The 11,850-nt window shown below is 59.1% G+C and carries 14 protein-coding genes; 10 read left to right on the plus strand and 4 right to left on the minus strand.

Annotated elements, in window-relative coordinates:
• Nucleotides 1-65: 65 nt before the first annotated feature.
• The 4 genes from estP to I9H09_RS02200 all read right to left on the minus strand — a co-directional run bounded on the left by estP (nucleotide 66) and on the right by I9H09_RS02200 (nucleotide 3,470).
• The gene (gene estP / locus I9H09_RS02185; protein WP_122346685.1) at nucleotides 66-1,988 is read right to left on the minus strand and encodes an esterase EstP; all 1,923 of its coding nucleotides are present in this window, start codon (nucleotides 1,986-1,988) and stop codon (nucleotides 66-68) included.
• A 105-nt stretch (nucleotides 1,989-2,093) separates the two neighbouring features.
• Complete coding sequence (locus I9H09_RS02190; protein WP_005896663.1) at nucleotides 2,094-2,336, minus strand: pyocin activator PrtN family protein; 243 nt, start codon at nucleotides 2,334-2,336, stop codon at nucleotides 2,094-2,096.
• Nucleotides 2,337-2,458: 122 nt separating this feature from the next.
• Nucleotides 2,459-2,707 (minus strand): DUF1654 domain-containing protein, encoded by a 249-nt coding sequence (locus I9H09_RS02195; RefSeq protein ID WP_005896665.1) that lies wholly within the window; start codon nucleotides 2,705-2,707, stop codon nucleotides 2,459-2,461.
• 151 nt (nucleotides 2,708-2,858) lie between these two features.
• A complete protein-coding gene (locus I9H09_RS02200) occupies nucleotides 2,859-3,470 on the minus strand; it encodes a LexA family protein (RefSeq protein WP_024670566.1) in 612 nt (203 codons plus the stop codon).
• Nucleotides 3,471-3,659: 189 nt separating this feature from the next.
• Between I9H09_RS02200 and I9H09_RS02205 the strand changes: the two genes are divergently transcribed.
• The 10 genes from I9H09_RS02205 (at nucleotide 3,660) to I9H09_RS02250 (ending at nucleotide 11,849) form a co-directional block, all read left to right on the plus strand.
• Nucleotides 3,660-4,097 carry a hypothetical protein gene (locus I9H09_RS02205; protein ID WP_005896669.1) on the plus strand — a complete coding sequence of 146 codons (438 nt, stop codon included), beginning with the start codon at nucleotides 3,660-3,662 and terminating at the stop codon, nucleotides 4,095-4,097.
• A gap of 263 nt (nucleotides 4,098-4,360) precedes the next feature.
• Nucleotides 4,361-4,750 carry a DUF3450 domain-containing protein gene (locus I9H09_RS02210; protein WP_054991418.1) on the plus strand — a complete coding sequence of 130 codons (390 nt, stop codon included), beginning with the start codon at nucleotides 4,361-4,363 and terminating at the stop codon, nucleotides 4,748-4,750.
• Nucleotides 4,731-5,069 (plus strand): hypothetical protein, encoded by a 339-nt coding sequence (locus tag I9H09_RS02215; protein WP_024670563.1) that lies wholly within the window; start codon nucleotides 4,731-4,733, stop codon nucleotides 5,067-5,069. The genes I9H09_RS02210 and I9H09_RS02215 overlap by 20 nt, the downstream gene beginning before the upstream one ends.
• A gap of 44 nt (nucleotides 5,070-5,113) precedes the next feature.
• A complete protein-coding gene (locus I9H09_RS02220) occupies nucleotides 5,114-5,704 on the plus strand; it encodes a phage tail terminator protein (RefSeq protein WP_122325379.1) in 591 nt (196 codons plus the stop codon).
• The gene (locus tag I9H09_RS02225) at nucleotides 5,701-5,889 is read left to right on the plus strand and encodes a DUF2635 domain-containing protein (RefSeq protein WP_005896672.1); all 189 of its coding nucleotides are present in this window, start codon (nucleotides 5,701-5,703) and stop codon (nucleotides 5,887-5,889) included. Before I9H09_RS02220 ends, I9H09_RS02225 begins: the two co-directional genes overlap by 4 nt.
• Nucleotides 5,890-5,907: 18 nt before the next feature.
• On the plus strand, nucleotides 5,908-7,404 hold the full coding sequence (locus I9H09_RS02230; RefSeq protein WP_054998382.1) for a phage tail sheath subtilisin-like domain-containing protein: 1,497 nt from the start codon (nucleotides 5,908-5,910) through the stop codon (nucleotides 7,402-7,404).
• A gap of 60 nt (nucleotides 7,405-7,464) precedes the next feature.
• On the plus strand, nucleotides 7,465-7,812 hold the full coding sequence (locus I9H09_RS02235) for a phage tail tube protein (RefSeq protein WP_005896677.1): 348 nt from the start codon (nucleotides 7,465-7,467) through the stop codon (nucleotides 7,810-7,812).
• Nucleotides 7,809-8,105, plus strand: coding sequence for a phage tail assembly protein (locus tag I9H09_RS02240; RefSeq protein WP_005896678.1), 297 nt, complete (start codon nucleotides 7,809-7,811; stop codon nucleotides 8,103-8,105). Before I9H09_RS02235 ends, I9H09_RS02240 begins: the two co-directional genes overlap by 4 nt.
• 130 nt (nucleotides 8,106-8,235) lie before the next feature.
• Nucleotides 8,236-10,395, plus strand: a complete 2,160-nt coding sequence (locus I9H09_RS02245) for a phage tail tape measure protein (RefSeq protein WP_122346683.1) — start codon at nucleotides 8,236-8,238, stop codon at nucleotides 10,393-10,395.
• Nucleotides 10,392-11,849 carry a DNA circularization protein gene (locus I9H09_RS02250; protein WP_236502404.1) on the plus strand — a complete coding sequence of 486 codons (1,458 nt, stop codon included), beginning with the start codon at nucleotides 10,392-10,394 and terminating at the stop codon, nucleotides 11,847-11,849. Before I9H09_RS02245 ends, I9H09_RS02250 begins: the two co-directional genes overlap by 4 nt.
• Nucleotide 11,850: the final 1 nt, after the last annotated feature.

Genomic DNA, 11,850 nt, shown 5'->3' on the forward strand with positions numbered 1-11,850 from the left:
GCACACGCTGGAGCATGGGCACGATAGTTCAAGGATTATCGTTCCTTCACGCTCCAGCGTCTTTTTTAGAAACTCAGACTCAACGCGACATTCACCCCTTGCTGCGTCACGTCGTCGTTCTTGCGCCAGTTGTAGTTGCCGCGCAGTGTCAGGTCCTGGGTGAGTTTCTGGCTCACGCCCAGCGTCGCCCGGTTCAGGTCACGTTGCGGTGTGTAGCCCTCCAGGGTGAAGTCGACTGACTGTACGCTGTTGAGTGACATGGTCACGTTCTGCTGATCGGTCTCGAACTCCCGCTCACGCGCTACTTCTCCCCACACTTGCGTCGTCGGGGTGACTTGGAACTTGCCTTGCAGACCCACGCCTGCGCGTTTGGATTTTCGGGTCTGATCGCTGAAGGTCAGTGCTGTAGAGCGGTCGCCTTTTTCGGAATACCCATCAACATCGATATGCGCGTAATCGGCGCTGACGAACGGCGACAGGTGCCAACGACTGGCAGCACCCGCTATGTCGAAACCGACTCGTCCGCTGACGGCCCACATTTCGCCATCGGTATCGCCTTTTTCCTGGCCTTCGCTGACGCCCAAGGCAAACTTGCGCTCGGCACTCTCGTAGTCAAGCTTGCCGCCCGAGGCTGCCAGATCGCCCCACCAATGGTTGGCCTGATACTGCAGAAACGCAGTGGCAATGTAGCTGTTGAGCTTGTAATCGGAGTCCTTTGGACCGGCTTCCAGACTCTGTCGATACGCCCCTACAACAACCCCCGTGCGCCAGTTTTCGGCAAAACGGTAGCTGCCGCCAATGGTCAGGTTGTAGCCTCGACCGTCAGCGTCGGCCGAGCTGTCCTGTGCATCGAAGTCCATCTTCTGGCCGCCTGCCGAAAGCATGCTCTGCCACTGCCCGACACCTTGCCAGTTACCCCAGTCGCTGAGCCATTGCGCACGAATTTCGTCCTGATGCATGCGCAGCGCCCCATTGGCCATTTCCGGCAGCAAGGTGATTTCCCAAGGGGCCGAGAGCAGCGAATAGGCGTAGTCGGCCAGCAACCGCTGACCTGCTTCGGTAGGGTGGACGCGGTCATTGAAAAACACCCGGTTTGGGTTCGGCGTCGCGCTGGACCTGCCGTTGGTCGCACTTTCTCTGCAACTGTCGCCGTTGAAGCATGTGGCAATCAGATTCTCATTGGGATCGAAACCAAATCTCGACGGTTCAGCCAGCGTCTCGGAGATCAGCAGCGGAACGTTGAGCGGGATGATCTGCGCATTGATCTGTGCCAGACGGCTGACCAGTTGTTGATTGAAGGCAGCGCTGAGAGCCGACGTGGCGGACGCCAATGGCGTGCTGCTAATGGCGGGCGTTTTGCCGATGTCCGGCAGCAACCAGACCATGATGTAGCGCGCTCCGGCTTGTTGCAGCGCTTGCGCACTGTCGGCGAGGCGGTTGGCGGCTTGCCCTGCGCTGTTGGCACTCAGCACTCGACCTTGCAGAAAATCGTTTCCGCCGCCGGTCAGGTAATACAGGGCATTGGGGTCAGCGCGAAAGTTGTTGGCCGGCAGGTAGCCAGTCCGGTTGCGTAGCAGCGTGCCAGAGTTGGGGTCGACGACCGTGGACTGCGAGTTTATCGAATCAAGGATCTGGTCCGTTCGATAGCCACCGACCGCCCAGTTATTGCCGTCCGGCTGACCCACTGCGGCGTTGACCGGCGATGTCGACGCTGCCAGATCGGCCGCCGAGACATTGAGCATTCTGCCGATCAGTGTCGATGAGTTCAGATTGAAAACTTCACCGCTGCCGTCCTGATACGTCGGGCCCACGCGATTGGTAAAGCGCAGCGTGGATCCTGCCGGGCCAGCAGTGTCCGGGAATTGACCGGCGTCTGCCAGGCTGTCGCCGAAGACCACCATGGTCGAATAGGGCGCCGCAGTGGCGGCGCCACAAGCCAGCGATAACAGGCACGCCGCGAAGGGCCAGCGCCTTGACGTCTTGGTCATGAGAGGATCCCGGTTGTTGTTATTTTGTAGCGCGAACGTACCAAGATTTTTCAAGACTGCAAAGGTCGGCAAGAGCGCTTTCATCTTTTGCGGCGTTTTTTGAATTCACGCGGCCCTGTTGGTCACGATGTCGCTCAAGTAATCAGCCAGATCGTGCAAATACACGAACGGATGGCCCTGACGCGTGCCTCCGGTGCGGCTGACTTTAAGGGCAATACGGCCTGCGTTGATCTTGCGCAGCAGATTGCGATCATTCGACAGGTGCGAAAAATAACGCTCTCTGACGGCGCTCAATGAAGGGCATGGTGTGGCGAATTCTTTGCGAAGTTGATCCAGTATCTCGTTCATTCCATGACTCCCTGTGGTTTGCATGGTTGAGTACTCCCGAAATGGGGTGCAAACAAACAATACGATATGTAGTGAACGATGACAATACAGTTTGTATTTTAAATACGATCTGTAGCATTTTTTTACAGCGAGTCGATGTACCAGCAGACGTGTGCTGTGCCGGTATCCGGGTTGCGAGTCACGGAAACCCCTTCTGCCTCGCCGATCTGTTCCAGAATCCGTTCCCAGTGTTCATGCGCTTCCCCAGGCTCTCTGACCAGCAGCACCTGATGCTCGATCTGAGCCTTGTCGCTGGCAATAGCGTCTTGAATACGTTGCGCCAAGGCCAGGTAAGCGTCGTGTTGTGATGTGTCGAGGGTCTGTTTCAACATGCGTGAACTCCTTTTTACTGTATGTGCATACAGTAATTGAGGGGTGTTTCCCACGCAAGCTACAAATTTTTCCTACATGAGTGTCGGCCAGAACTGGAAGATCGCGCATAAAAAAGCCCCAATGATCGGGGCCTGGATGCTCGGCAAAACGTTAAAGGCGCATCGTCATTTGCCTGATAACCCCGATCAGCTTGCACTCTTCGGTCACCGGAAGGGTCGGGTAGGCGGGGTTCAGTGGTTTGAGGAAATAGCGACCGGCGTCTTCGACCAGCTTTTTGAACGTGGCTTCGTTGCTCTCCGGAAGCTTGGCGATGACCAGCTTGCCAGCAGTGGGCTCGATTCCGGTATCCACCAGAATCAGCATGCCTTCGGGAATACTCTGGCCGGCGGGAGCTGTCATCGAGTCGCCACGGACGACCAGCCAGAAGGCGCGGCCCTTGGCTTTATAGTCACTGATCTCGAAGGTGTCGGTGTATCCGGCAGGGTAAGGCTCGACCGCCTCGCTCCAGCCACCGGCCTCGACCCAGCTGATCACTGGGTATCGATAGAAACGCGAAGGCTGCACCGTTTGCGCCACGTTGTTCATGCCAGGTTCGTCGGATGGAAGGGAGGTCGCGAGGATCGGCAAGCCCAGCTCGGCCAGAAATCGATTGATGACCTCGATCTTCGGTTCGCGCTTGCCATTGAGCCAATGCCCCACGGCGCCGGGCGTTACGCCCATCCGCTCAGCCATTTCTTCCTGGCTGATGTCCTGGGTTTCCATGACGTGTCTTGCGACTTCATACCATTTTCTGTTCATGGGTCGAATCATACAGGCTGTAGGGTGATCGGCAATATACATATTGTAAATGCTGGTTGTCTCTAAAAAATACAGATTGTATTGTCTGTCGCTCAAGCTTCGTGACGGGTTCGTTCGCGAGGCAGTTCAGCAAGCTCAGACAGGAAACAGACAATGATCGAGAAAGTGGAAGCGGTGATGCAGCATTGGGGCGAGCAACGCATGCGTGTCGGACTGGGCGGCGGGCTCAGCAGCCCGATGGCCGGAATAATGGAATGGGGTGCCTATATACCCCGCCGTACACCCGGTTCGCGTGCGCTGATCGGTAACGGCAGCGGCATGGACTATATAAGCAGTGAAGTCGAGGCGGCGATTGCGCAACTGGCGCGCAGCCCTGCGAAGGGGCGCGGGCCTGAATTGGCCCAGCTCGCGACGTTGCGTTACGTTGAGGCGTTGCCGGTGCGCGAACAGATGCGCCTGGTCGGTATCAATGAAGGTGCGGACCGCACCTATCGCAACTGGATCAACAAGCTTCATCAGCAAGTGCTGGCCATTCTTGCCGAGCGCAGCGCTTCCAGAAGCAATGGGACGGCCACAAGCAAGGCAGGATAAAGGCGGATGAAAACGGTATCCGATACCGTTTATCCGGGCCGATTGCACAGCTGTGGTCGAACTCGTGTTGAACTCAGGTCAAACTCGACCAACCCCGAAATTGGCCCTTCCCAGCCTTTCCGGAGGGGGGTAAAAAGGCACCACGATATGCGATTTGCGCCTCAGGGCTGCAGCTGGAAACAGGATTTCAGGCAGCGAAAACCGGTCAATCGCGACCCACCTCAGACCCCGCCCATGCGGGGTTTTTTATTCCCGGAGTACCCATGGACCCAACCGACCTAGGCCCAGGCACAGCTACCTGGCTGGGCGGCACGGGCACGATTTTGCTTGGCGGCTTTTTGTGGCTGCGCAAGTTTCTTTCAAGAGATGCAACAGACCGGGCGATGGACAACGCTGATATCGGCACAGTTCGCCGCCTCAATGAGCTGCTCGACTCTGAGCGACAGGCTCGTAAAGACGCCGAAGCGCGGGCTGATCAGTTCGCCAGGGAGCGTAACGAACTCGCGGCGGCGGTTGGCCGGATGGAGGGCAAGATCGAAGCCCTCACCAGCCACATCGTTCAGCTCACCGACAAGGTCACCACGCAGAGTGCCGAAATTGCCCGGCTGCGATCCCAGCTTGGAGGTGTCAACGATGCACAGATGCGCAATTGATTTTATCGCTCGCCACTGGTGGCGGCGGCTGGAGATCTGGTTGATCGCCGTGCTGCTGCTCGCCGGGTGCCTGATGCTTGGCTTTCAGGCCGGGCAGTGGTCGGCCAGTGCCGAGCACACCCGGCAACTGGCCGAGGTTCGGATTGCTTACGACGCAGCACTGGGCAAGCGCGATCGCCGTCTGGTCAGGCTTGCCGAAACGACGATTCAGGTGGCAGACAAGGTCGAAACCGCTGCATCTATCGCCAGCCAGGCTGCGCATGCGGCCACTCGCGCTGCGGACAAGGCGGATGAAGCGCTGGACAAGGCAAGCCAATAGGCCTTCGTCATACCTGACCAACCTTCAACACACGCGGAACCCTTATGAAAATCACCCCGATAGTTGCCCATTTGCAGGCGACCTGCCCGAGCTTTGCCGCTCGGGTCAGCGCTGGTATCGACTGGGCTGCGGTTGCTCTTGGCGACCAGCTTGCGCACCCCTCGGCTTATGTCATCGCCAGCGGCGATTCGGCCACGGCCAATGATCTGCAAAACGTCATCCGGCAGAGCATCACCGACCAGATCGACATCGTTGTGGTGCTTGAAGGCGATGACAAGCGCGGGCAGCAAGCCTGCGATCAGCTGCATGCAATTCGCGCCGAATTGTGGCGCTCGCTGGTGGGCTGGAACGCTGATCGCGATTACGACGCGATGCAATACACAGGCGGTGCGCTGGTGCAGATAAGCGGTGCGCGCGTGACCTATCGCTTCGGGTTTGCCGCGCAGTTTCAGCTTGGCCGCAGCGCTGCAGATCAGCCCGCCGAAACCTGGCATGAAGCCTGGCTGGACGGTTTACCCGGTTTCACCGGCGCCACTATCGAGATGGACTGCATCGACCCTGCAGATCCGAATCTGAAATCCCCCGGCCCTGATGGCCGTATCGAAGCGAAGTTCACAGGAGAGGTAACACCATGACTCAACGCATCACTGTAATACCGGCCGAGGGCCGCGCTGTGCCGGATCCGGAAGCGGGCGATCTGCTGCCCGTGGAAGGTCGGCAGGTTACCTTCAACGCCTGGTGGCAGCGTCGTCAGAACGACGGAGATATCACCGTTCAAACCGAGCAATCCCCCATCACTCATCAAGCCTTCACGGCCTAACCAAGAGGAAGCCAAACAATGGCTATCAGCTTTAACAACATTCCATCCGATGTCCGCGTGCCGCTGTTTTATGCGGAAATGGACAACTCTGCCGCCAACAGCGCGTCGGCCAGCATGCGCCGTCTGATTGTTGCCCAGGTCAATGACGATGTCTCCGGGCCTGAGCTCGGCTCGCTGGTGCTGGTGCCCAGCGTTGCACTGGCGAAAAACATCGGCGGTCAAGGCTCCATGCTGGCCGCCATGTACGAAACCTGGCGCAAGGCCGACCCCACCGGGGAAGTCTGGTGCCTGCCGCTGCTCAATACCGAAGGCGTCAAAGCTTCTGCAACCGTTACGCTCACGGGCGCAGCGACCGAACCTGGCCTGTTGAATCTGTATGTCGGCGGTGTGCGGGTGCAGGCGACTGTCGTCAATGGCGCGACCGCTGCGCAAGCCGCGACGGCGCTGTCGGTTAAGATCAATGCCACCCCTGACCTGCCGGTAATGGCCGCAGTCGATGCGGGTGTACTGACCCTTTCCTGCAAATGGAGCGGGGCAAGCGGCAACGACATTCATCTGGAACTCAACCGCCTGGGTAAAACCAATGGCGAAGTCATTCCAGCAGGCTTGACTGCCGCAGTGATTGCCATGACCGGTGGCGTGGGTACGCCCGATCAACTCAAGGCGCTGGCTGCGCTGGGCGACGAGCCCTTCGAGTTTTTGTGCATGCCGTGGACCGACACCAGCACGCTGGATGCCTGGAAAGCAGCAATGGACGACAGCACCGGTCGCTGGAGCTGGTCGCGTCAACTGTATGGCCATGTGTACAGCGCCAAGCGCGGTACGGTCGGCACGCTGGTCGCGGCAGGCCAACTGCGCAACGATCAGCACATCACCATTCAAGGCGTGGAAACCGGCGTTCCGCAACCGGTCTGGCTGCAGGCTGCTGCTTTGGCTGCGCGCACGGCAGTGTTCATTTCTGCCGATGCCAGCCGTCCCACCCAGAGCGGCACCATGCCCGGCCTGGACCCGGCGCCCGCCAGTCAGCGCTTCACCCTGACCGAGCGTGAATCGCTGCTGCGTTATGGCATCGCCACGGCTTACTACGAAGGTGGTTACGTACGTATTCAGCGCTCGATCACTACCTATCAGAAGAACGCTTACGGCCAGGCAGATAATTCGTACCTGGACAGCGAAACCATGCACCAGTCGGCGTTCATCATTCGTCGTCTGCAAGGCATCATCACCAGCAAGTACGGTCGCCACAAGCTGGCCAGCGATGGCACGCGCTTCGGCGCCGGTCAGCCGATCATCACGCCGAGCACCATTCGTGGCGAGTTGATTGCGCAGTACGCGCGTCTTGAAGAAGAAGGCCATGTGGAGAACGCCGAAGTGTTCGCCCAGCACCTGATCGTCGAGCGTGACGGCAATGATCCAAGCCGCGTGAACGTGATGTTCCCGCCGGATTACATCAACGGCCTGCGCGTGTTCGCGCTGCTCAACCAGTTCCGCTTGCAGTACGACGAAGCGGCATAAACCTTACCAACCCTTTTCAAGCCCGCCTCGTGCGGGTTTTTCATTCTGGAGATAAACAACATGGGTCAGAAAGTTGCGGGTACCTGCTACATCAAAGTGGATGGCACCCAATTGACCATCATTGGCGGCGGCGAAGCCCCTCTGATGAACATCAAGCGCGAAACCGTATTGCCGGGTTACTACAAGGAAGTCGACAAGACTGCCTGGTTGAAATTTCAGGCGCTACACACCGCAGATCTGCCGCTCAAGCTGCTTACCACCGGTGTGGACATGACCATCACCTGTGAATTCAGCAACGGCAAGACCTACGTTCTGTCCGGCGCCTACTTGGTTGAAGAACCGTCCAGCAAGGCGGATGACGGTGCCATCGATCTTAAATTCGAAGGCAGTCAGGGGAGCTGGCAATGAGTGAAGTCATCGACCTGGTCAGCCCGATCGAAGCACACGGGGAAACCCTTTCGCAGGTGACGTTCCGGCGTCCTACCGCGCAGGAAGCGCGAGCCATCAAGGCCCTGCCGTACAAGATCGACAAGAACGAAGACGTGTCGCTGGACCTGGACGTGGCGGCGAAGTACATCGCCGTCTGCGCCGGTATTCCGCCCTCGTCGGTCAATCAGATGGACCTGTGCGATATCAACACGTTGAGCTGGAAAGTCGCGAGTTTTTTCATGGCAGCGGCATCAGCGACCTCGAAAGACTGATCGCCGTCGTTTACGACCTCGCGTATTTCTGGAAGACCGATCCGGAGCTGATGATGTCCAGGGAGCTGGACGTCATCACTGAATCGATCTTGCAGGCACAGCGCATCAACCAGATCCTGCAGGGGGAGTGATGGCAGACACTATCAGAACGCTGATTACCGGCGTCGACCAGCTGTCTCCAACGCTGGCAACTATCCGCACCAACGTCAAAGGCTTCCAGGAAAGGCTCGGCAACTCGGGTCTTGGGAAAATAAACGTTGGCGAGATGATCAAGGGCAATGCTTTTACCGAGCCCTTGATTGCCGGGGTAAAGGCAGCGATCGGTTTCGAGACCAGCATGGCAGGCGTGAAACGGTCAGTCAGCTTTGATACACCGCAACAGTTTCAGCAGATGGGGTCCGACATTCTGGACCTCAGTGAACGGCTGCCGGAAAGTGCCAACGGTATCGCGGCGATTGTTGCCGCCGGTGCCAAGGCCAATGTACCGCGTCAAGAACTGACCGGGTTTGCCAGCGATGCTGTGAAAATGGGTATCGCATTCGATCAGACGGCCGCTGAATCTGGCGACATGATGGCCTCATGGCGATCTTCGTTCCAGATGACTCAACCGCAAGTCGCGGCGCTGTCCGAGAAGATCAACGTGCTCGGCGGCAACAACCTGGAAAAGAAAATCGCCACCATGGTCACCGCAATGGGCCCGCTCGGGCCGGTTGCGGGGCTTGCCTCCGGGCAACTGGCGGCGATGGGCGCCACCCTGGCCAGTGTCGATGTGCCGGCCGATGTTGCGGCCAGCGGCATGACGCGATTCATGCAGTCGTTGACCGAAGGCGGCGCGGCTAAGGCCGGCGCGTTCGAAGCGCTGCAACTCGACGTCAATCAACTGACCAAAGGCATGCAGAGTGACCCGTCCGGGACCATTGAAAAGGTCCTGACGGCGGTTTCCAGTGTTGATCCCGGCAAACAGTCGGATGTCATCACGCAGCTGTTCGGCGCGCAATCACTGGGCGCGATCACGCCGCTGCTGGCCAACCTCGACGTGCTCAGGTCCAACCTGGCCAAGGTCGGCGAGGGCGTGCAGAGCAGTGGGACCATCGAGAAGGAATTCGCCGACAACTCCCAGACCACGGCCACGGCCATCAAAGAGATGACCAACCGTGTCGATCATCTGGGCATCAACATTGGCAGCATGTTCCTGCCTGCGATGAACGAAGCAATGGCCGTGATCGGGCCGATGATTTCTCAGGTCGCTGCACTGGCGGCCGAGCACCCTGGCGTGATCAAGGGTGTGGTGGGCGCCGCAATTGCGTTCGGCATTCTGCAAGTCGCGGTTCTTGCTGCAACAACGGCTGCCCGGTTGCTGAACGCGGTAATGGGCATGTCACCGTTGGGCTTGATCGTACTCGGCCTTGCACTGGCGGCAGGTCTGCTGATCGCTAACTGGTCGACCGTTGCCCCTTATTTTGAAGCGGTCTGGGAAGCGATTCGCGGGCCGGCCATGGCGCTGTGGGACGTACTGAAGTCGGTATTTGCCTGGACGCCGCTCGGCATGATCGCTGACAACTGGCAGCCGTTATCCGAATTCTTTGCCGCGCTGTGGGGCGTGATCACGGCCTTGGCCACGCCGTTTTTCGACTTCCTGCAGACGCTTTTCGCCTTGTCGCCGCTGGGCATGGTCGTGACCAATTGGCAGCCACTCTCGGAGTACTTTGCCGGGTTGTGGGAAACCATCAAGTCCGTGGCGCAGCCCTTTACCGAGGTGCTGGCGACGCTGTTCAGTTTCTCGCCGCTGGGCATGGTCATCGAGAAGTGGCAGCCGATCAAAACCTGGTTTGCGGGTTTATGGGCGGACATCAAGCCCTTCATCGAACCGATCACGAGCTGGTTTGGCGGCGACGGTAATAAATCCTTACTGCAAAGGGCGACGGAAAAGGTCAATCAGTTCGCTGAAGAGCAACGGCTGAGCAACGCTGGACCGGGCGGCGGAACCGGAGCGTTTCTAGCGGCGAATGCGGTCGAGACCAGTCGCCTGAATCAGCAGCAGCTCAATCAGGCCACTGGCGTGCCGCCGACCAGTCAATTGCTCAGTGTGCCGAACGTTCCAGCCCCCGGCAGCCTGTTGCTGCAACAGGGCGCTGCGGGGAGCGGCTCGCGACTTGAAGGCGAGCTCAACATTCGTTTTGAAAACGCGCCGCCGGGCATGCGTCCTGGGCTGGTACAGACCAATCAGCCGGGTTTGACGATTTCGCCAAACGTCGGTTATCGAACCCTCGGCGCAGGAGCCGGATCATGAGTACATGGCGTGACAGCCTGCTGCCAGCGTCTTTCCGTGGCGTCGGTTTTTTCATTGAAAAAGCCGTCGTCCCGGTGGGTCGCAAGGGGCAGTTGCATGAATTTCCACAGCGCGACGAACCGTACTTCGAGTCGTTGGGCAAGCAGTCGCAGATTCACACGCTGACGGCTTTCATTGTCGGTCGCGACTGTTTCGAACAACGCGACAGATTGCTTCAGGCGCTGGAGCAGGAGGAGGCTGGCGAGCTGGTGCATCCGTGGCTGGGGCGCCTACAGGTGCAGGTCGGGGAGTGCAGCGTCATGCACAATCTGAACGAAGGCGGGCTTGTCCGCCTGGATCTGAAGTTCTATCCCGCCAACCCGCTCAAGTTTCCTGTGTCGACGCTCAACACTCGGCGCCAGTTGCTGGGCGCGTCCGAGAGCCTGCTGGACTCGGCACTCAGGCGCTACCGCATGGTGATGGCCACAGTGGATGCCGTGCGCATCAATGTTCAGGCGCTGCGCAGTGCGCTGTCTGGGGTATTCGCAACCATTCAGCGGCAGTTTGCGCCGTTCATGACGATCTATTCGGATGTTACCGCGCTGGTGCATTCACTGGTCAATGCGCCGCTGACCATCAGCACGCTGTTCTCCACGTTCTTCGCCAGTTTCGACGGCGACAGTCGTCGTTCCCGAAGGGCGAACGGAACCAGCAGTATCGGTGGCGCCAGCACCGGCACAGGTTCTGGTAGTTCAATTGGCAGCTCCGTTGGCAGTTCAGCCGGAGGTGCCTCTGGCGGTTCGGCGGGAAGCAGCTCCGGCGGCGGCTCCATGAACGGCAGCAGCGGCACGGCTATCGGTCAGACCGCCAGGTCCGCCATGAATGGCGGGGCATCCTCGGTTGAAACGGTGCAGTACCGGTCGGTGATTTCCGAGGCCACACAACAGGCGGAGGCGGTGTCCGCTATCAATCTGGTCAACCAGGGCAGCGGTCTCGACACTGGGGCGACTGCTCAAGCTACCGCCAACCTGGTTCAGGATGCGCTGTTGGTCAAGGTCGCCAGAATCGTCGCCAGCATGCCGGTTGCGACAGCGGTTGCGCCACTCACGGTGGTGCCTTCGCTGGATCAGCAGGTCACGCAACCGCTGCAACGCGTGGATGTGCCGGTTGCCGATGATGTGATCGAGCTGCGCGACACGCTCAGTTCGGCGATCTGGGACGCGTCGCTGAAGGCCGACCCCGAACATTACCTGGCACTGAACACATTACGTCAGGCACTGGTCAGGCACCTCAATGCGGTGGCGGCGTCTGGCGTGCGTCTGGTGGACATGAAGGTGTCCGAACCGCTGCGTGCGCTGGTGCTGGTCTATCGGCGATTCGGTGATGCCAGCCGGGCGCTGGAGTTAGTGCAGCGCAATCGGCTGGCCCACCCGGGTTTCGTGCCTCCCGGCACGCTGAAGATCGCTCAGGAGTAAC

Origin of the sequence: Pseudomonas tremae (assembly GCF_023278125.1) — a bacterium.
GTDB lineage: Bacteria > Pseudomonadota > Gammaproteobacteria > Pseudomonadales > Pseudomonadaceae > Aquipseudomonas > Aquipseudomonas tremae.